Annotated in this window: 16 protein-coding genes; 12 read left to right on the top strand and 4 right to left on the bottom strand. The window is 41.0% G+C overall.

Features of this window, described 5'->3' with window-relative positions; translation table 11 throughout:
• The first annotated feature begins 292 nt into the window (after positions 1 to 292).
• From J7I96_RS16480 to J7I96_RS16455, 6 genes are all read left to right on the top strand, one after another.
• Complete coding sequence (locus J7I96_RS16480; RefSeq protein ID WP_048687535.1) at positions 293 to 1,024, top strand: GntR family transcriptional regulator; 732 nt, start codon at positions 293 to 295, stop codon at positions 1,022 to 1,024.
• Entirely contained in the window at positions 1,017 to 2,561 is a 1,545-nt protein-coding gene (gntK, locus tag J7I96_RS16475; RefSeq protein ID WP_214771557.1) for a gluconokinase, read from the top strand. The genes J7I96_RS16480 and gntK overlap by 8 nt, the downstream gene beginning before the upstream one ends.
• Before the next feature lie 18 nt (positions 2,562 to 2,579).
• Positions 2,580 to 3,926 carry a GntP family permease gene (locus J7I96_RS16470; RefSeq protein ID WP_214771559.1) on the top strand — a complete coding sequence of 449 codons (1,347 nt, stop codon included), beginning with the start codon at positions 2,580 to 2,582 and terminating at the stop codon, positions 3,924 to 3,926.
• Positions 3,927 to 4,003: 77 nt separating this feature from the next.
• Positions 4,004 to 5,407, top strand: coding sequence for a decarboxylating NADP(+)-dependent phosphogluconate dehydrogenase (gnd, locus tag J7I96_RS16465; RefSeq protein ID WP_214923968.1), 1,404 nt, complete (start codon positions 4,004 to 4,006; stop codon positions 5,405 to 5,407).
• Between the two features lie 1,327 nt (positions 5,408 to 6,734).
• Positions 6,735 to 7,427: a hypothetical protein gene (locus J7I96_RS16460; protein WP_214771563.1), complete on the top strand. Its 693-nt coding sequence runs from the start codon at positions 6,735 to 6,737 to the stop codon at positions 7,425 to 7,427.
• 37 nt (positions 7,428 to 7,464) lie between these two features.
• The gene (locus tag J7I96_RS16455) at positions 7,465 to 10,650 is read left to right on the top strand and encodes a biotin/lipoyl-containing protein (RefSeq protein WP_214771565.1); all 3,186 of its coding nucleotides are present in this window, start codon (positions 7,465 to 7,467) and stop codon (positions 10,648 to 10,650) included.
• A 95-nt stretch (positions 10,651 to 10,745) separates the two neighbouring features.
• On the opposite strand, the gene J7I96_RS16450 is transcribed toward J7I96_RS16455, so the two are convergent.
• The 3 genes from J7I96_RS16450 to J7I96_RS16440 are packed head-to-tail and all read right to left on the bottom strand — an operon-like array spanning position 10,746 to position 14,642.
• Positions 10,746 to 11,960: a Ger(x)C family spore germination protein gene (locus J7I96_RS16450; protein WP_214771567.1), complete on the bottom strand. Its 1,215-nt coding sequence runs from the start codon at positions 11,958 to 11,960 to the stop codon at positions 10,746 to 10,748.
• The gene (locus tag J7I96_RS16445; protein WP_214771569.1) at positions 11,944 to 13,050 is read right to left on the bottom strand and encodes a spore germination protein; all 1,107 of its coding nucleotides are present in this window, start codon (positions 13,048 to 13,050) and stop codon (positions 11,944 to 11,946) included. The genes J7I96_RS16450 and J7I96_RS16445 overlap by 17 nt, the downstream gene beginning before the upstream one ends.
• A gap of 26 nt (positions 13,051 to 13,076) precedes the next feature.
• On the bottom strand, positions 13,077 to 14,642 hold the full coding sequence (locus tag J7I96_RS16440) for a spore germination protein (RefSeq protein ID WP_396020113.1): 1,566 nt from the start codon (positions 14,640 to 14,642) through the stop codon (positions 13,077 to 13,079).
• A gap of 647 nt (positions 14,643 to 15,289) precedes the next feature.
• Here J7I96_RS16440 and pbp4b point away from each other — a divergent pair.
• Complete coding sequence (gene pbp4b, locus J7I96_RS16435) at positions 15,290 to 16,663, top strand: penicillin binding protein PBP4B (protein WP_214771609.1); 1,374 nt, start codon at positions 15,290 to 15,292, stop codon at positions 16,661 to 16,663.
• Positions 16,664 to 16,685: 22 nt separating this feature from the next.
• Here the strand turns inward: pbp4b and J7I96_RS16430 are convergent, their stop codons facing one another.
• Positions 16,686 to 16,868 (bottom strand): hypothetical protein, encoded by a 183-nt coding sequence (locus J7I96_RS16430; protein WP_214771575.1) that lies wholly within the window; start codon positions 16,866 to 16,868, stop codon positions 16,686 to 16,688.
• Between the two features lie 24 nt (positions 16,869 to 16,892).
• On the opposite strand from J7I96_RS16430, the gene J7I96_RS16425 reads away from it, so the two are divergent.
• The 5 genes from J7I96_RS16425 (at position 16,893) to J7I96_RS16405 (ending at position 21,369) form a co-directional block, all read left to right on the top strand.
• Positions 16,893 to 17,201 carry an iron chelate uptake ABC transporter family permease subunit gene (locus J7I96_RS16425; protein ID WP_214923966.1) on the top strand — a complete coding sequence of 103 codons (309 nt, stop codon included), beginning with the start codon at positions 16,893 to 16,895 and terminating at the stop codon, positions 17,199 to 17,201.
• Between the two features lie 49 nt (positions 17,202 to 17,250).
• Positions 17,251 to 17,337 carry an iron chelate uptake ABC transporter family permease subunit gene (locus J7I96_RS28865; RefSeq protein ID WP_214771613.1) on the top strand — a complete coding sequence of 29 codons (87 nt, stop codon included), beginning with the start codon at positions 17,251 to 17,253 and terminating at the stop codon, positions 17,335 to 17,337.
• A 227-nt stretch (positions 17,338 to 17,564) separates the two neighbouring features.
• Complete coding sequence (gene hutP / locus J7I96_RS16415) at positions 17,565 to 18,014, top strand: histidine utilization transcription antiterminator HutP (RefSeq protein ID WP_214771578.1); 450 nt, start codon at positions 17,565 to 17,567, stop codon at positions 18,012 to 18,014.
• A gap of 114 nt (positions 18,015 to 18,128) precedes the next feature.
• Complete coding sequence (hutH, locus tag J7I96_RS16410) at positions 18,129 to 19,646, top strand: histidine ammonia-lyase (RefSeq protein WP_214771580.1); 1,518 nt, start codon at positions 18,129 to 18,131, stop codon at positions 19,644 to 19,646.
• 325 nt (positions 19,647 to 19,971) lie between these two features.
• A complete protein-coding gene (locus J7I96_RS16405; RefSeq protein ID WP_096340890.1) occupies positions 19,972 to 21,369 on the top strand; it encodes an amino acid permease in 1,398 nt (465 codons plus the stop codon).
• Positions 21,370 to 21,574: the final 205 nt, after the last annotated feature.

Raw genomic sequence — 21,574 nt, 5'->3', positions numbered from 1 at the left:
AAAGTGGTGTTTTTTTATAATAGGGGGTTAATCTATGTCTTGTTTAGTTCATTTCAATAGTCGACTACTTAGTTGGAGAATCTGAATTGACTATTCGTAAAAGTACACGTTTATGAACGGGGAGTATAAGGGTTTTATTTCAACGTTCGCTAAAGTCAAATACTTCTAAAACGTTCGACTTTGATTATATTGGCGAAAATCCGGTAGAATTCAAAAAGCTTGCATTATTTATTATCATTATTATAAAATACTTGTATACAAGTGTACTTGAACTCTATAAGAAGGTGAATTTATGGCTGAATCAAAGGAATTTCTTTATCCTGTAAAATGGCTTTCAAAAGCTTCAGCTGGTGATCGCGTTACATCCGAGCTTAGAATGCGTATTATTTCGGGGATGATTGAAAGCGGTGCCATCCTTTCTGAAAACAAATTAGCTGCTGATTTCGGTGTAAGCCGCTCACCCGTTCGTGAAGCGTTAAAGATACTGGCCTCTGAAAATATCATCCGATTAGAAAGAATGGGTGCGGTTGTCATTGGTTTAACAGAAAAAAAGTATGCAGAAATTTATGATGTACGTATTCTCATTGAAACGTTTGTATTTGAACGTCTAGTGAGGATGAACACGAATGAATTAGTAATGGAACTTAGTAAAATATTGGAAATGATGAAGGTGTCCATAAAATACTTGGATGCGGATGAGTTTTCCTATCAGGATGTTCTATTCCACGAAACGATCATTCGCTCCATCGATCATTCCTACATCCTGATGATCTGGGATAATTTAAAACCTGTAATGGAAAGTTTGATTCTTCTATCCATGCGCAGTCGTTTTAAAGAAAAGTATGAAGACTTTACACGGATCATAAATAATCATCAACTTTATATTGATGCGATCAAAACAAAAGATCGAGACATCATGATTAAGTCGTTACATGAAAACTTTGATGATGTTCAAGGAAAAGTTGAAGACTTATGGATGGCTCAACAGATGCTTTCAAAAGGAGTCGAACAAGAAAATGACTAGCTATATGTTAGGAGTAGACATCGGTACAACAAGTACAAAAGCTGTATTATTCACGAAAAAAGGCGATGTCATCCAGCAAGAGAATATTGGCTATCCCCTTTACACACCGGATATGACAACGGCGGAACAAGACCCTGAGGAGATTTTTCAGGCTGTTCTGAAAGCCTTTTCAAATATAACGAAGCAGCATCCAGATAAAAAACCAACATTTATTTCATTTAGCAGTGCGATGCATAGTGTTATAGCTATGGATGAAAATGACCAGCCGCTAACCGCTTGCATCACTTGGGCAGATAATCGCAGTGAAGCTTGGGCCCATAAAATAAAGGATGAATTAGATGGGCATGAAGTTTACAAGCGAACCGGAACACCGATTCACCCGATGTCACCATTATCCAAAATCGCCTGGATCGTGAATGATCGCCCGGAGATCGCAACCAATGTTAAAAAGTATATCGGGATTAAAGAATATATCTTTAAAAAGTTCTTTGGCCAATACGTTGTCGATTATTCCCTTGCTTCAGCCATGGGCATGTTGAATCTCAAAAACTTGGATTGGGATGAGGAAGCCCTAAGAATTGCTGGAGTTACGCGTGATCAATTATCTGAACTCGTACCGACAACAAAGACCTTTAACGACTGTGACGCGGATTTAGCCAAACAGATCGGGATTGACCCACAAACCCCATTTGTCATTGGGGCAAGTGATGGTGTCCTTTCAAATCTAGGTGTAAACGCTATCCGGAAAGGTGAAATCGCTGTCACGATTGGGACAAGCGGTGCGATTCGGACAATTATTGACGAACCGAAAACAGACGAAAAAGGAAGAATCTTTTGCTATGCCTTAACGGAAAAGCATTGGGTGATTGGCGGGCCGGTAAACAATGGCGGGATGGTCCTTCGCTGGATTCGCGATGAATTTGCTTCTTCCGAGGTGGAAACAGCTAAAAGACTCGGAATCGACGCTTATGAAGTCTTGACCAAGATTGCCGAACGGGTAAGACCGGGCGCTGATGGATTGTTATTCCATCCATATCTTGCAGGTGAACGTGCACCATTATGGAATCCGGACGTAAGGGGTTCGTTTTTCGGATTAACGCTGTCGCATAAGAAAGAACATATGATTCGAGCGGCTCTGGAGGGAGTCATTTACAATTTATACACCGTATTTTTGGCCTTAACCGAATGCATGGACGGTCCCGTGACCCGAATTCAAGCTACGGGAGGCTTCGCAAGGTCGGCTGTTTGGCGGCAAATGATGTCCGATATCTTCGAATCGGAAGTCGTGGTTCCAGAAAGCTACGAAAGTTCGTGCCTTGGTGCTTGTATATTAGGGTTATATGCAACTGGGGAAATTGATTCCTTCGAAGTGGTTTCTGAAATGATAGGCAATACCCACAAGCACACACCGAAAGCTGATTCTGTAAATGAATACAGGCAGCTGCTGCCGATTTTCATTAACCTATCAAGGGTATTGGAAAACGAATATACACAGATTGCGAATTATCAAAGAAACTTAATAAATGCTGCAAAGTAAAGACATGGGGGGATTACAATGCCATTAGTCATTGTCGCTTTAGGAATTGTCGCTTTATTAATTTTAATAATGGGCTTAAAATTAAACACCTTTATTTCCTTGATCATCGTATCGTTTGGAGTGGCTTTAGCCCTTGGGATGCCGCTTGACGGAATTGTCAAAACCATTGAAGCTGGATTAGGCGGAACACTTGGCCACTTAGCGTTAATCTTTGGACTTGGGGCGATGTTGGGTAAGTTGATCGCAGATTCAGGCGGAGCGCAACGCATTGCCATGACCCTTGTTAAGAAATTCGGTGAAAAGAATATTCAATGGGCAGTCGTGGCAGCATCATTCATTATCGGTATCGCATTATTTTTTGAAGTGGGATTAGTATTATTGATTCCAATCGTATTTGCGATTTCAAGAGAATTAAAAGTTTCGATATTGTATCTTGGCATTCCAATGGTGGCGGCATTATCCGTGACACACGGTTTCTTACCGCCGCACCCAGGACCAACCGTCATCGCTGGTGAATACGGCGCAGACATCGGCCAGGTTTTACTTTACGGCTTCATTATTGCGGTTCCAACCGTTATTTTAGCTGGACCAGTATTTACGAAGATAGCGAAAAGATTAGTACCTGAATCATTTACGAAAACAGGCAGCATTGCCTCATTAGGGGAACAAAAATCTTTTAAACTTGAAGAAACACCTGGATTTGGAATCAGTGTATTTACTGCATTACTTCCGGTTATATTAATGTCAATTGCTACGATCATCACTTTGATGCAAAAAACGATGGGATTTGAAGATAATGGTTTACTGGCAGCTATCCGTTTTATTGGTGAAGCCGGTACTGCCATGTTGCTTTCCTTATTATTTGCGGTCTATTCAATGGGAGTGGCAAGAAAGATTCCAATGAAGGATATTATGGAATCATGTACATCAGCGATCCTGCATATCGGAATGATGCTCTTGATCATTGGGGGGGGCGGAGCCTTCAAACAAGTATTGATCGATGGCGGTGTAGGTGACTATGTAGCTGAATTATTCAAGGGAACATCATTATCACCAATCCTGCTTGCCTGGATCATCGCTGCAATCCTGCGTATTTCATTGGGATCTGCTACAGTTGCTGCCTTGACGACAGCTGGTTTGGTTATTCCGATGTTAGGTCAGACGGACGTTAACCTTGCTCTGGTCGTACTTGCTACAGGAGCGGGAAGTTTAATCGCTTCCCACGTTAACGATGCTGGTTTTTGGATGTTTAAAGAGTATTTTGGCTTAAGCATGAAAGAAACATTCGCAACATGGACTTTGCTTGAGACGATCATATCAGTAGCTGGATTAGGATTCATTCTATTACTAAGCTTATTTGTATAGGCTTTCCCGGCAGTAAATCCCCGACTTATGGCAGGGATTTACTGCCTATTATTCTTACATAAGAAGGAGCAGAAAAAATGTTCAATACAATTGGTGTCATTGGTTTAGGGGTAATGGGCAGTAATATCGCGTTAAATATGGCTAATAAAGGAGAAAAAGTAGCCGTCTATAATTACACAAGAGATTTAACGGATCAGCTTGTTGCTGAATTGGACGGTCAGTCAATCCATCCGTATTACGAAATCCAAGAATTTGTTCAGTCACTGGAAACGCCAAGAAAGATTTTTCTGATGGTGACTGCGGGTAAAGCGATCGACTCGGTGATCACTTCATTACTGCCTCATCTTGATTCGGGTGATATCATCATGGACGGCGGTAACTCCCATTACGAAGATACTGAACGCAGATATGATGAATTGAAATCTAAAGGATTCAGTTATGTAGGAATTGGTATTTCCGGTGGGGAAGTCGGTGCGTTAAAAGGACCTTCAATCATGCCAGGCGGAGATAAGGACGCCTATGAAAAAGTAGCTCCGATCCTGACAAAAATCGCAGCCAAAGTAAATGATGCTCCTTGCTGTACCTATATCGGTCCAAAAGGGGCAGGTCATTTTGTGAAAATGGTACATAACGGTATTGAGTATGCGGATATGCAATTAATCGCCGAAGCTTATACGTTTTTAAGAGAAAAACTGCATTTAGAAGTTAATGAAATTGCTGACATCTTTGAAACATGGAATCAAGGCGAACTGAAAAGTTATTTAATCGAAATCACAGCAGAAATATTAAGGAAGAAAGATGAAGTCACGGGCTTACCCTTGATCGATGTGATTCTTGATAAAGCAGGACAAAAAGGCACCGGAAAATGGACCAGCATGCAAGCAATTGATAACGGAATACCAGCATCGATCATTACAGAGTCTTTGTTTGCGCGCTACATTTCAGCTTTAAAAGAAGAGCGGGTTCATGCAGAAAACATTCTAACAGGGCCTGAAAACGTTGAGCAAAAATTAGATAAAAATGAGTGGATTGACTATATTAGGCAAGCATTATATATGGGAAAGGTTTGTGCATACGCGCAAGGTTTCACTCAATATAAAATGAGTTCTGAACTTAACGGCTGGGATTTGCCTTTAAAGGATATTGCGCTTATTTTCCGCGGCGGCTGCATCATTCGGGCAGAGTTTTTAAATGTCATTAGCGAAGCCTATCAAGAGCAGCCGAATCTGGCCAATTTATTGATTTCACCATATTTCGCTGAAAAGGTTGCAAATTACCAGGCAGGATTGCGAAAGGTTGTCTGTGAGGGAATAAATTCCGGGATCTCGTTTCCATGTTTAGGCTCTTCACTTACTTATTACGATAGTTATCGTACAGGCATTTCAAATGCTAACCTCCTGCAAGCACAACGTGATTATTTTGGTGCGCATACCTATGAGCGACGTGATTTAGCTGGGGTTTTTCACACGAACTGGCAGTGATGGAAAGTGACAAAGGAATTAGTCATTTTTACTAACGTTTATGAAGTTGAAACAGGTACTTTACTTCAAAAAAGAGTTGCTTTGGCAGCTCTTTTTTCTTATGTAACAAAAGGTACAGGTGGTTGATAAAGGAATTTTAGTTAGGGCACGTTATTTCGAACTCTGGGTGAACTTCAAAATAGAGAAAGATTGACGGGAACGAATAATATTTTCTGGGGAGGTTTAATACTCAGTTTAAGTGGTATATAAATGATATCGGTTTATAGCATTTTACCCCTCTGCTACCTTAATCTTATAATCAGGGTTCACTATGAAAGAGTATCGTTTCTTGAAAAATGTCGGCAAGTGGCACATATTCTTCTTTTGGATATTTCTAATTATTTCCGCGTGGAAAAGGAGTGGTATATCATGAGGCAAATGTGTATTTACTGTTTTAAATGGGCTGACATAGATACGATGACACCAATTTTTGAACAAGGTAGAGAGTTCGTCAATTATTATTGTGAAGATTGTGTTAATGCTGTTATGGATAATTTGTTTAAACTCCCATACAAACATGCATGCGAACCATCGAGAATCCACTAGCATCAAGATATGCGATTTAATAGTTAAGCGAGTGTGCCGGAACAGCATAACTAAAGGCCATCTCAAACGAGAAGGGCTTTTTTTGTTTTTGAAATATGAACGGGAAGCATATGTAATCATCGGTGCTCACCAAACATGTGAATATCTTAAAAGGTTAAGGCCTCCCACAGTTTACTGATGGGAGGCCTTTTCTTATCAAGTAATCCGGAGGTTTAACCCTAGTTATTTCAACCCACTTAAACAACATGGTCATACCGAATATTATTAAGTGGTACTCATAAGGTAGTATATCGGATTGAGGAAAAATATGAATTGGATTAGATATAAACAATAAAACAGTTAAAGAAACTAAGCATTTAAGGGGAAGATTAACCTGTTAAAGGAATTCTATGTTTGTTATACTCTTGACGCTGATGTTAAGTGGGAGAAAATAAAAAAAGGTTTGAGTAGTAAAAAAGAGGATGTTTTACAAGAAGTCTTAAAAAGGATGGAACACTGTGAGTATTTTATAGTGAAAAGTGAAAGTAAGCATCATATTATTCATTCATCTTTAATACGTTATATACGTATTTTTGATAAGGAATAAGTAATCTCACTACTGATATCTTGGAATATAAGTTATGGTTGCATTCTCCTAACAGTCTATCTGGGAGGGGATTTTTCTATGGCGAAAAAGGGCAAACCTTTTCATATATATACAGAGCGAGTATGGTTGGTTAACACTTTTGAAAGGAGTGTAAAGATGAATAAGGAACGGGATGATGGTTTTATTGAGGCATTGATGGTTTCCCTACAAGACGAAAGAGTCATTGAAAAGATACAAGCAATAGCAGAATCGGGCCCGTATATTCAATTGGGGGAGCATAAGGGGCTGCTGAAAGAAAAGGAAAATGAAATAGCAAAACTTCAACAAGAGCTTGCCTCGAAAAAAGCAGAAATTAGTGAGTATCAAATAATGATGCACCATCTAAATGAGAAAATGGAATCCTATTATAATGAATTGCAAAAGAGAAGAGCGGACTATCGGGAAGCAGAAAAACTTTACGAAGCAGTTCAAAAATTATCCGAAACCACTAAAAGTTCCTTGAAAGGAATCTTCAAGGGCGGTTCCGTGCAGGAATTTATAGTCTGTGGCGTGCAATATGAAAACATTTCATCTTTGTGGGATTTTATCAAAAACGAGATTATGGATGGACGGGAGCAGGAAAGAGAGACTTTGCTCGCCCTTTTTCTGTATTTCTTTCAAGAGTACAGTAAAACGTACGATACCCCTTTATATAAAATACAGGAAGTGAAAATGAATGAGGTCTTCAGAGAGGACTTGTACATAAGGGCCCTCAATAGCAAAATATCCGGGAACATCATGGACGTCCTGCTGCCAGGATATATAAGCATTAATGGTAAAACCATTAAAAAATCCGTTGTGAGAATCTAGCAGGCGAAAAAGAGAATGATAGTAAAGGAGAAATACAATGACATCGATTATCATCCCAGAGATAGAAGAAGGCATTGAAAAAATCCTTCTTGTGCAATGGTATAAACAGCCAGGCGATTATATTACGGTGGGCGAAAGCTTAGCCAAATTCAGCTGTGAGGGCATCGAATTTGACCTCTTTTCAGAAAAAGAAGGTACCCTTAAAGAATTGAACGTAGCGGAGGACACTTTAGTCAAGATTGGTGACCTGATATGTTATTTGGATTCTGGTGATGCAATTTCTGAAGAATTATTAAAAGAAGTTGAAAAACAAGAAACGATGGAAGATAAAGAGCAGATTGAGAACGTAACAAGCTTAGCTGAAAAAAATAACATAGACAGTTCCATATACTTAATGAATAAGAACGAGGAGCAGGTCCTATTCTCACCTGATTCCCAAACCGTTCCGGTCTCTGCCATTTCAATGACGTATAAAGAAGTGAGATCGTTAATCAGCCATTTATATCAGAGTGCAGAAGAAACCTTCTTCAAGGATGAAGCGAGCTTCTTTGAAGACATTAAAAAAATGCTCCGTTCCAGATGGGTTTACATGAATAATGGGAATATTATATATGATCACAACATCGCAGCGGTATTTCCTTATAGAAAATACTATGAATTAATGGACGAGGATTTTGACTACAAAAAGCATCTGGATGTTTCCGGCTTTAAAGGTGATGTCATGACACGGGAAGAGGCCGCGAAAAGCTTCAATACAACCGATCACCCTGTATATAAGAGAATACTCACTTTGGACGATTATTCCGCGAGTAAAAATCCTTCCATTTCAAGGATATTTGCCAATCAAACGGCTAACTCTTCTAAATCGATAGCGTTTAAATCCAACGGGTACGACATTCAAAGCTACGATGTAGTAAATCAAAAAAACAATTTGCTGGGAAAGGGATTTTTCGTTCCCGTTTTCCGATTAAATGGGGAAAATGCTTTTGAAATCAATGACCGAAAGGCTCTCCATCTCTGGCTGGAAAACCGGTTAGTTCCAAGCGGATTAAGCGCAGAACGCCAGAAGGAGTATGATTATTTGCTGGAATTGTATCAATTAAAGGAATTAGATCATGAAAGTTTTCTTAAGGAATTGCCTTCGATCGCTATCGATTCCAACACGTTTTATGAGAAGCTTTTAAACTCTGAAAAAGTAAGAGCTGATATTGATACATATGATGAAAAGATGTTAACAGATCCAAACAGGGGACATTGGGATTTATGGCCTGTCGCCTCTGATGAAAAACCTTTAACGATAAAACTGAACGAAGAAATAATGGCCAGAAACCCTAAAGTGGATATTAGGGAGGACGGCATAATTGGCATTGATTTTGGAACGAAAAGTACAGTGGTCGTTCATCAAGAAGAAAGTGATTTTACTCTTCCCATGCGTATTGGGGTTGGCTACCATAACACGGAAGTACAAGACTGGCATTATGAAAATCCAACCGTGATAGAATTTATTGATTTAGAACATTTCCTGGAGCTTTATCAAGAAAAAGAAGGAAGACCAGATACAAGGTGGCAGGATGTGACGGTTTCCCACAATGCCCTTAACAACTTGATGAATGGAAGGAGTGACCATTATTATTCCATATTGAATAATCTAAAGCAGTGGGCTGGAGAAAAGAATAACGAACTCCGATTAAAAGACAAGAAGGGATATGCCGTTGTACTGCGTTCCTTTTTGGACTTAACCGATCAGGAAATCAACCCAATCGAGTTATACGCCTACTACCTCGGTTTGTATATCAATAACCAGAACAATGGGATTTACCTCGATTACACCCTTTCTTTCCCAGTGACGTATGAAAAAGAGGTAAGGGAAAAAATTCTAAAGTGTTTTGAAAGTGGATTAAAAAAGACGCTGCCTATGCCGATTCAGCAGGATGAAGAATTAATGAAAAAGTTTCGTGTCACCGCTGGGGCGAGTGAACCTGCTGCCTATGCCGTTTGTGCGTTACAGGAATACGGGTTTGAACCGGAAGAGGATGAAAAAACGTACTATGGTGTGTTTGATTTTGGTGGAGGAACGACAGATTTTGATTTTGGGATTTGGCGTGAAGCTGGTTTGAAAGAAAGCAGATATGATTATGTCATTGAGCATTTTGCAGCGGGCGGGGACCGGTATTTAGGCGGTGAGAACATGCTGGAGCTTTTGGCGTTCCAAGTGTTTAAAAACAACCAAAGAACAATGCGTGGGCTAAACATTCCTTTTACCCTCCCAGCGGAATGTGTGAAATTTCCCGGAAGTGAAACACTGATTAATGAGTCACAGGAAGCCTATTTAAATACCAAACAATTGGTGGAAAAATTAAGGCCGCTTTGGGAAAGACATGAACGGTATGAAGAACAGTTTGGAAAAGGCATGATCCGGGCAGATTTGTTTGACAAAGCCGGCCACGCTAAACTCAATGTGGAACTTTTGATCGATCAAGATGAAATGGAACAACAGATTGAGAAAAGAATCGACAAAGGCATTAAAAATTTCTTTGAGTCGTTACGGCGCGCTTTTGCCCGGTCAGAACACAGCAAAATTAATAAAGTGAATATATTGCTTGCGGGTAATTCAAGTAAATCCCCGGTCGTCTTGAATCTATTTAATAAATGGATTGATAGGGAAGTGAAGAACACTCAAAACTGGGGAGAGGTGTCTGGTGATCTTTTTGAGATTCTCCCGCCACTGGGGACAGAAGGCGCTTATTTAAAGCAAGAAGAGAGAAACAGAGTGGTTAACCGGGATATGATAACCGCCCCTACAGGGAAAACAGGGGTTGCCTTTGGGCTTGTACAAAGCAGAAAAGGCGGAAGTATAAAAGTTATTGACCGTGATATGGTGAATGGGGAATCTAAGTTCAAGTATTTTCTTGGCATCGGGAGAAAAGGGAAATTAAAAACAATGATTGATCAAGAAGAAGGGTATAACATTTGGCATCTTTTCATTGATGCGTCAGAAGAAGATTTTGAAATTTATTACACAAGCCTGCCGGAAGCTAGTACCAATCAGCTTGATATTAAGCAAGCGCAGAGGAAGAAGCTTCGGATTGAACATGTAGATGATTCAGCTTTTGTTTATATTCGGACCATCAGCCCGACTGTCATCGAATATGTTGTTGCAGATGAAGGCTCGATTATAAGTGGGAATTATTTAAGTGAAATTACTAAAGTGGAATTAAGCTGATCTTTCGATGGAAAATGAAAAGGCCCCTTCGCAGTTTACTGTGGGGGCCTTTTCATGCTCATCGTTATTCACAGCTAGGTGTTCAACCTGTGGATTCACTTCTTGGGTCCTCCTGTTGTTCCATAATCATTAATAGTTAAGTTTACATCGTAATTGATCGGAGCTTCACTAAATGTTTGGTCCCAATCCTTTTTGACCTTATTCCATACTTTGGGATGCTCGATTCTCAAACGATTTCCGAAGCCGGCGACGTCCACTTGATATTCTTTTTGCATTTTTTCCAATACATTCCCCACCAGGCGTTTCACTTCTTTTTCAGAAGATTTTTCTGCTTTTTTGAGAAATTCATTTTTAAAAGTATCTCCTGGAACTACCCAGTTTTCAGACAGTCTTCCCACTGATTCTATGTTTACATCAAAAGAAATGCTGTCTCCTTTAACTCGTGGTATGATAGTGCTTTTCATGGACTCTATTTCATACACGATCAGCTGGCCGGTTTCTTTATCATAGCTTTTCACCACACCGCCTTTTCCCTTGCCTGTTATCCAAGTTACGCCCTCCAGTTCCTCTTCATTCAAAGTACCAGCCATTTTGTGTGTCTTTCCTTTGATTACGGCAGCTCCGGCAAATTTGACTTCCCCTTTCACTGATAGTACATTTTGCAAAAGAAAACTTGATTCTGAATTGAGCTTGCTCTCTATTTTAATAAGCGACATAGGAGGTAAAATCCTCGTTGTTCGAAAGGCATTTTCTACAATGCCAATAAGTCGAAATGCTGGAATTTCTCCTGCTTTCTTTGTTTCAAGTGTATTGCTTGCTCTTCCATTACTGATCAGCACAATACAGCTTGGTCTAAAGTCATTATCCCGAAAGTTAAGATCAAGTAATTTTTCCAAACCATGTGATTTTGCAAGCTTATCACTGATGACAATCACTTTCATATGGTGAGCAGTTAAAGGTTGTTCGCTTCTCAATGATAATTCACGAGTCATCTGAAGGATAGAATCTCCCGTTTCAGAAACATTCAGATAAGATTTTTGTTGTGGGCCGGCCTGTTTCGTTGTTGAACTTGCTACTTGTGGAGTGATAAGTTGATAGGTTGAAGTAATCAGGTCTTTTCTCAAATACCCCTCCCCTTGTTCATTTAATTCATTCTCAATGAAGGACTTCTTGCCTTTATCAAATGCCATACCTATACCTAAACTTTGCTCTTCAATTTCATGACTGCTCCAGCATCCTGTAAGGGATAAGAACAAAAGAATGGAGAGGGAAATGAAGAGTGGGCGTGTATTGCTATGTGATTGTTTCATGTTTTTTCCCTCCCTTTATTCTTGAGATGATAAGCAGTAGAAGGGGGAGTAAACCAAATAAAAACATGGCGATATTGCCGACGAAATCTCCTTGCTTAAATAGGTCATTGATATTTTTCGGAATCATGGCAAGGATATAGAGAATCGGAAGCAAACCAAACATGAATGGGTGAATGCTTTTTTTCGTAATTTGAGCTAGCCCTAAAGCGGCTGCAAAAAATGTGATCGTAAATGTGGCGAATATTTGCATGATCCAGACAACGAGCAATAAAGATTCAAACCGTTCAAAAATCAACCCGGCGACTTCAAAACTTCGGATAAGATCAAGTGTTGGCCATGTTCTCATGACCACTCCATCAACAGATAATGCCCCGATAACCATTACGACCGTTATCACGTAAAAAATCAATGGAATGGAAACTCCAACAAGCAGGGCTTTTCCTGCTTTTTTTGGCGAATTCATAAATGGAATAAGCAGTAGCATGATTTCAGGCCCTGAAAAAGCGAGAGCCGTTGTTTTTACTCCTTTTAGTACAGGGACGATTCCTTCTCCTAATACTGGACGGAGATTATCGATCTCAAATATTTTTAAGCTCATAAAGGCAACAACCAAAAAAAGGATAACTGTCAAAGGTAAGATAATTTCAAAAAGGCGCGCGATCGGGTTAATGCCGCCGATGATAAGATAAAGACTTACCCACATGAAAATCATGGTGATAGCCCAAGTAGGCGTACTTTCAAGAAGTAAATACTTTATTACTTCCGCCATTGCGCGGAGCTGAAAACTGGAGGTGGTAAGAAAATAACAGATTACAACTAAACTTAGGAACCCGCCCACCCATTTTCCAACAATATCATTGATGTATTGATAGAAGGTCTTTTCGGGAAACCGTTGGCTTAACTTGACCATGATCAGCCCCGCGGTTATAGTGATAACTCCTCCTAAAATAACGCTTATCCATGCATCTGGTGTTTGTACCTTCTCCGTAGATGATCTGGGTAGGGTGAGCAATCCTGTGCCGAGTATGAAGTTGATGACAATGACAGCTGCTTGAGGAGTTGTAATTTTGTCTTTCGGACTGAGAACCATTCTTTAACCACCCTTTCATCGACAGGTTATCCTTTACGTATGGGGCTTTTTGTATGCAACATCTTTGGACGGCGTTTCATCATCATAAGCGGCATGCGGACCATCAGGTCTTTCCACTCACTTAAGCGATAAGGAACGGCTGGACTCAAATAAGGAACACCAAAGCTTTTTAATTTCACTAAATGGCTGGTCATTAAAAGAAAAAAGAGAATGACCCCGTATAAACCGAATGTGGCAGCACATAGCATTGCGGGAAAACGAAGCATCCGTAATGTAATCCCAATACTATAGTGCGGAATGGAAAATGATGAAATGGCGGTTAACGCTACCACAATCACCAAAACAGGACTAACGATCCCTGCCTGAACAGCAGCTTCCCCAATGATTAAACCACCGACTATTCCCATTGCGGGACCGATTGGCTTAGGCAATCGCAATCCTGCTTCCCTCAAAATTTCGATGGCTATTTCCATGAATAATGCTTCGATAAGTGCCGGAAACGGAACACCGGACCTGGTTCCGATAATGGAGATGGCAAGCTTCGTCGGAATCAATCCTGAATGAAATGAGATGAAAGCTATATACAACGACGGTGTAAAAAGGGCCAGAATAGCTGCGAGGTATCGAAGCATACGGATGAATGTTCCCGGAATCCACCTTTCATAATAATCTTCCGGTGATTGTAACATCATGCTCAATGTAACCGGAACGATCAAAGCGAAAGGGGTCCCATCTAACAAGATGGCCACTCGCCCTTCCATCAAAGCAGCGATCACGCGATCAGGACGCTCTGTATTCTGTACCTGCGGAAAAGGACTAAGGTAATTATCTTCAATAAGCTGCTCTACATAACCTGATTCCGGAACACTATCAATATCAATTTTCTTAATTCGATTTTCCACCTCTTGAACTAATTCGGGATCAACAATATCCTTTATGTATGCGACAACCAAATCCTTTTTTGAACGCTTTCCCACTTGGAATTTTACTAACGATAAATTCTCGATTTCACCACTGCACCTTAAAAAAGATGTATTATCACTCAATGATTCAGTGAAACCGATACGGGGACCTCTGACGAGTGCCTCTGATACCGGCTCTTCAATTGCCCTTGTTTTATGTTTTGTAGTTCCAAGGAGCAGTGCATCCAAAGACCCATCAATTAAAAGGGCGGTCGAACCTGTTAGCACTTTAGAGCCTAATTCTTTAATGGAGCGGACAGCTTCTATTTCACTAATGGATAACACTTCATTTTTTATGAAGTCTTTTGAAATGCTCCCTTTGAGGTAGGGAAGGTTATGTTTATATTCTGCTGAAAAATCAACCATCAATGATGGCATGATATGCTTATCAATGAGATCTTTATCCGATAGTCCATCCGCATAAATGATAACCGAGCGTATACCGGTACGCCCTAGATTAAATTCCCGGAAATGGACATCCCAATTATGGCCGATTTCTTGCTTAAGGCATTCAAGATTAAAATGAAGATTATCTGTAAACGGACACGTTGTATCTTGTGAGGCAGGTGCTTGTTTGTCTTTATCGGTACCTTTTCCTTTACTACCAATCTTTGATAGCCACTCTTTCATCATCATCACCCATCCTTTGAGGTGCGAAGCACTTTAAACAATTTGCTGATTAGATACGGAACAATAAATACAATGAAAGCTTGTATAAAAACCTGCCATTCTGGAAGGTAGGAAACAATCGTTTTCCACATTTTCATCACCCTATACTTGTCTCGGATAGCAGCTGAAATTGCTTTATTTCTCAAATAGTATTAATATCTTCTGTGTTTCTTATGCAATGAACTTAAAAGCCATTAGCCGAACTTGCCATACTTCAAAAAGTGATTTTGAATTTAGTAGAGGAGAAATCGACGGTTGGGACTTATCCGGATGACTCATGGATAATAGGGAGCTTAATGAATCATAGGCTTTTCTTCTTAGAACGGGGAGGCTTAAGCTCAAGATTTGAAATATAATTTTAAAAATATCAAGATCAAATTGAAATGATGTTCGAAATAACATATACTGAAAATTGAGAATTATTTGTAAAAATTAACTGATTTTGGGAAATGCCCACATTAATCAACTTGGAATAAGAGATCCGAATCGAACCCGGAACATATTATTGAATTGTGAATCCTGGTGAAAAAAGGACGGAATGAATGAGAATATTATCTTTCGGTAAATTTGTTCTATTTTTCAACGTGATTTCAAAGGAGTGGAAAATGATGAATATATGGACAAGCTGCACACTGAGTTCAATTCTGGCACTTTCCTTATTAGCACCTTCCGTATCTTTTGCTAGTGAAAACCCAAATCATGAAGCCGCTGTGAGTATGGAAACTGCCAGTCAGTATCCAATATTAAAGAAAGTAAATAAACCGGAAGAAGCGGGATTTTCGTCTGAAAAGCTGGAAAAAGTGGATCACCTCATTGAAATGGAAGTGGCGGCCGGTTTCCCCGGTGCTGCCTTGATTGTCATAAAGGACGGAAAGATCGTCAAAAATGAAAGCTACGGGTACAAACAGAAGTTTAATGAACATACACCTCTTAAGAAGTTTCAAAAAATGGGAAATGATACGTTATTTGACCTTGCTTCAAACACGAAGATGTATGCAACCAATTTTGCCATTCAGAAATTAGTCAGCGAAGGCAAGCTGGATATCCAGGCAAGAGTGCAGCAATACATTCCTGAATTCAAAGACACGGAGGGGGATGTGATCATAGGAAAGGACAACCTTAGGGTTATTGATGTTCTACATCATACTGCAGGGTTTAGACCTGATCCGCAATACCATAATCCAAAGGTTTCGAAAGAACTTTATTCCCAGGAGCGGGATAAAACCATCAAATTCATTTCCAAGACACCGCTCACATATGTACCTGGAACACAGAATGTCTACAGTGATGTGGATTATATGCTGCTTGGTGCCATTGTTGAAGAAATAACGGGTCAGCAGCTTGATGTCTATGTTGAAAATGAATTGTACAAGCCGCTTGGGTTGAAAAATACTAAGTTCAATCCTCTGCGAAAGGGCTTTAAGCCAAGGGATTTTGCCGCAACCGAATTGCTTGGCAACACCCGGGATGGCGTGATAGATTTCCCTAACATTCGTACATACACACTTCAAGGGGAAGTGCATGATGAAAAAGCCTTTTATTCGATGGGGGGCGTTTCAGGGCATGCCGGCCTTTTCTCCAATACGAAAGATATGGCCGTCCTTCTGCAGGTGATGCTGAATGGCGGGGGATACGGTAAACATACGTTGTTTGATCAAAGAACAATCGATGAATTCGTCGCACCTTCCGAGATGAATCCTACATATGGACTTGGGTGGAGACGAAATGGCGATGCTAGCATGGAATGGATGTTCAGTCCTCTTGCAAGCGACAGTGCCTATGGTCATACTGGATGGACCGGGACGGTCACGATCATCGATCCGGAAATAGATTTAGGGATCGTTTTACTTACTAATAAAAAGCACTCCCCGCTCGTCAATCCTGTAGCCAATTCCAATCAGTTTTTTGGCGACCTCTTCAAAACGGGAAGCTATGGAAGTGTTGTAACCGCAATTTATGAAGCATTGGAAACGAATGAATAAACGGATATCTTAAGACCTCCCATTAATGTCGGGAGGCCTTTTTTCTTGTTCTATCAGAATGTCTGGAAGCTTTATTCCATACAGTTTGGGCAAGGATCAGGTTTTTATATGCTCCGTCTTGATGGAGCAAATTATCATGGGCACCTTGTTCGATGATTTCCCCATTTTGTAAAACGATGGTGCGATCGGCATGTTTAATTGTCACTAATCTATGGAACCGAACAATTTCATGAAGTCATTAATCTGGTTATCCGGGAAGATCTGGGGACGAAATTGGACCTTTGTATGGGCGTTATTGCCGTGGTTGGTCGTATTGATTACTTTAGCGATTTATAAATCCAAAGTATTGGATGTTTTGCGCTTGGGTGACCCGATTGCCATTGGAGTTGGTGTACAGAGAAAAGGAACGCAGGCTTTTATTGCTGAATTCAGTCGCATTGGCAGGTGTATGCGTTTCGGTGGGCGGAGGCCTTACATTCTTAGGCTGATCGCCCCGCATATAGCCAGTAGATTAGTGGGGGGGAGACGTGCAAACTAATCTTAGGTTCCTTATTGCTGTTATCTTCCAATAATTAGGAAGGGTCATCATGGCACCGATAGAATTGCCGGTGGGGATTATCCTTTCGATAATAGGCGCGCCGTATTTTATCTACTTACTCGTGAAAAACATTTAATCAGAAAAAAGCCCATTTTCAAGGACACTAGTGAAGATGGGCTTTTTTGCAGGCATGGTCGTTTTCTAGAAAGGATATAGATGATGGTTGTTCGACTGCTTTCGGGAGTGATGAATCATCCCCCTAAAAGAACTATTTTAAAAAATATGTTGACCGAACAGCCTGTATCCGCTTACAATAATATTTAGTTATTAGTGTATTTAGAAAATTGTAAAAGAGGTACCTGCATGACAAAGGAATTCGACAGAAGAATTGGGCGCCATGCAATCATGTACGCATTTGCGGACGAAGAGGAAGAAGTCATATTGACGAATGAACTTAAGCGGATGGATTGGCTTTATGGAAAAGGTAAAGTCGGTTCAATGGAGCTGCAGAAAATAGTTGCGGCCATTGAGACATCTGCGAAAAGACTTGGATTGGTCAATCCCGATATGTATCGTGAAATGCATGCGCTGTATCATGCGATCATCGAATCACTCCAAGGAGTGACACGCGGCCAAGTCGAGCTTGGCGGTCTTTTGAGGACTGCGGGCCTTCGGTTTGCAATCGTTCGGGGCAGGCCGTTTAAAAACGGGGCCGAAGGTGAATGGATTGCTGTCGCCGTGTATGGAACGATTGGAGCACCGGTTCGGGGATTTGAACATGAAGCCGTCGGTTTGGGAATTAACCACATTTAAATAATTAAAAGCCTATAGTTATTTAGTGAAATAGGGGGCTGTATTGATAGACTGGATAAGTCTGTCAATATGGCCTCCTTTTGTGTGTTTAAAAAAAGAATAGGGGTGCAGGAAATGATTATGTTAACGGGCCAAACTTTAACGATTGAAGAAGCGAAAAAAGTATTGTATGGAGAAGCATTTGTCTCTGCTTCAGCCGAGAGTGTTAAGAAAGTGGAAAAAAGCCGTGAAGCGGTTGAAAATATCGTGAAACAAAAGAAAGTCGTCTATGGAATCACAACAGGTTTTGGAAAGTTCAGTGATGTTTTGATTGATGCAGAGGACGCTGAGCAGCTACAGTGGAATTTGATTCATTCCCATGCGTGCGGAGTCGGGGAACCATTTCCAGAGGTGGTTTCGAGAGCTATGGTCCTTCTCCGTGCCAACGCTCTATTAAAAGGGTTTTCCGGCGTCCGTCCTATCGTCATTGAACGTTTGATCGATCTTTTGAATGCTCATATCCACCCGGTCATCCCTCAGCAAGGTTCTCTTGGGGCAAGCGGGGACTTGGCGCCGCTTTCGCATTTGGCGCTAGTATTGATGGGAGAAGGGGAAGTGTTTTATAAAGGAGAGCGAATGGAGGCCATCGAAGCTTTATCGAAAGAAGGCATTCTTCCAGTGACACTTAAAGCAAAAGAAGGTCTTGCATTAATTAACGGAACACAGGCCATGACGGGGATGGGCCTCGTAAATTACATTGAAGCCGAACAGCTGGCCCATCAAACTGAAGCGATTGCTTCACTGACTTTAGAGGGATTACGCGGCATTGAAGATGCCTTTGATCCGGATGTTCATCTAGCACGCGGTTACCGCCAGCAAACTGAGGTCGCTGAACGGATTAGCCGCATGATCAGCGGCAGCCAGCTGATCACCAAGCAAGGGGAACTGCGGGTTCAGGATGCTTATTCCCTCCGCTGCATCCCGCAAGTGCATGGGGCATCATGGCAAACTCTTGATTATGTAAAAGAAAAATTGGAAATTGAAATGAATGCAGCGACGGATAATCCGCTTATTTTTGACGATGGGGAAAAGGTTATTTCAGGAGGGAACTTCCATGGACAGCCGATTGCATTTGCGATGGACTTCATGAAAATCGCTGTTGCCGAGCTTGCAAATATTTCAGAGCGCCGGATTGAGCGACTCGTCAATCCTCAGCTCAATGATTTACCGCCATTCTTGAGCCCTTCACCTGGCTTACAATCGGGAGCGATGATCATGCAATATTGTGCAGCTTCACTCGTCTCTGAGAATAAAACACTGGCACATCCTGCAAGTGTTGATTCCATTCCATCTTCAGCGAACCAGGAAGATCATGTAAGCATGGGAACGATCGGCTCCCGGCATGCACATCAGATCATCCAAAACGTTCGCCGCGTATTGGCGATTGAGCTCATTTGTGCCTTACAAGCGGTTGAATACCGTGGAATAGAGAAGATGGCCCCGTTTACAAAAGAGTTTTATACGGAAGCAAGAAAGCTCATTCCAAGCATTACGCAAGATCGTATCTTTTCAAAGGATATTGAAGCAACGGCAAGCTGGTTACTGCAAATTGACTGGAATTCATTTATTCATAGGAGTTTACCTACAACATAATATGAAGCCCGGAATATCCGAATGAACGTTAGGCTTATAGCCCTTTGACCTGGGTTTTAAGCCTAACACCTTTATGTAAATGCTACAAAGATCCCAGAAATCCAAAAAAGGTCTAAGCATTAGAGAAAATGACCTTGAAATAGTAATAAATGCAGGAAATGACTATTGATGGAATGATCGACTTTACCTATTCGTGCTAGATTAAACATGCATTTTTGGAGGGGAATCTAATTTGGAAAATCGGCAATTGCAACCACCTGTCATAAATGAACAAAACCAGCCGTCAAATACTTTACAAAGGAAGCTAAAAGCACGCCACCTTACGATGATTTCGCTGGGCGGTGCAATTGGAACAGGGCTGTTTCTCGGAAGCGGGCCAGCCATTCACTCTGCGGGGCCAGGCGGTGCTCTGGTCGCTTACACCGTAATTGGCATAATGGTTTATTTTATTATGACAAGCCTTGGAGAACTGGCATCATTTATGCCGGTCAGCGGCGCTTTCAGTACCTATGCTTCGCGTTTCATCGACCCAGCATTAGGGTTTGCGCTTGGTTGGAACTATTGGTTCACTTGGGCGATGACCCTTGCCGCAGAACTATCTGCCGCAACGATGGTTATGAAGTTTTGGTTTCCTGACAGCTCGTCTTTTTTATGGAGTTCTTTGTTTCTCGTTTTGATATTCTTATTGAATTACGTATCCGTTAAAGGGTATGGCGAAGGGGAATATTGGTTTTCCCTCATTAAAGTCGCAACCATCATCATATTTATCGTTGTCGGAATATTGATGATATTCGGAATTATGAACGGAGAAGCGATTGGTTTTAAAAACTTCACAGTTGGTGACGCTCCGTTTGCCGGTGGCTTTTTGGCAACATTGGGTATCTTCATTGCTGCTGGATTTTCTTTTCAAGGTACAGAAATAGTCGGTGTTGCAGCTGGTGAAAGTGAAGACCCGGCAAAAAATGTACCTCGTGCAGTTCGCAGCATTTTTTGGAGAATCTTCCTCTTTTACATCCTGGCCATAGTTGTTATCGGATTGATCGTTCCTTATACGAATGGCAATCTGCAGGGACACACGATCATGGTTAGCCCGTTTACGATGGTGTTTGAAAAAGTGGGACTGGCATTCGCTGCTTCCGTGATGAATGCCATCATTTTGACAGCCGTATTATCTGCTGGTAATTCGAGTCTTTACGTGACAAGCCGAATGTTGTACTCCATGGCAAAAGAAGGGCTGGCACCGCGTATTTTCGGGAAGCTCAACAAGCGCGGCGTTCCCATTTGGGGACTGGTTGTCACTTCACTCGTAGGGATGTTGGCCTTTTTTGCTTCCATTTTCGGTGATGGAGTCATTTATATTTGGCTGATGAATGCGGTTGGAGTCACTGGATTTATATTTTGGCTCGGTATAGCGGCAAGCCATTACAGGTTTAGAAAGGCTTATATTGCTCAAGGGCATTCACTGGACGACCTTCCCTATAAGTCAAAATGGTTTCCTTTCGGCCCGATATTTTCCTTTGCTCTTTGTTTTTTCGTTTTATTGGCGCAAAACTATCAGGCCTTCATTGGCGATGACATTAACTGGGCAAGTGTGATCGCTGCCTATCTTGGCATCCCATTCTTTTTGATAATGTGGCTTGGTTATAAGTTCATTAAGAAAACAAAAGTAGTTCCGCTAGAGGAATGCAAAATCGATTTTGATGAACATAGGAATGCCAATTAGTATGTATTGATAAAATGCATCAGCCTTGAAATGGAATTGTTGTTTCAAGGTTTTTTTCTGTATATGTGACACATTCCCATGTGTGTCTGCATTAAACTATAACCTATAAAAAAGGTATTAAATTCCAATCTTGCCAGATCTGGAATCGCTAATTTTGCCCGTGATTTATGACTGAAAATCGTTTTTTTCGTTTTTTGGATCATTT

The organism is Bacillus sp. ISL-78 (assembly GCF_018613455.1).
Taxonomy (GTDB): Bacteria; Bacillota; Bacilli; order Bacillales; family DSM-1321; genus Peribacillus; species Peribacillus frigoritolerans.
Note: the sequence above shows the minus strand (reverse complement) of the source record. Positions and strands in the feature narration are given on the sequence as shown.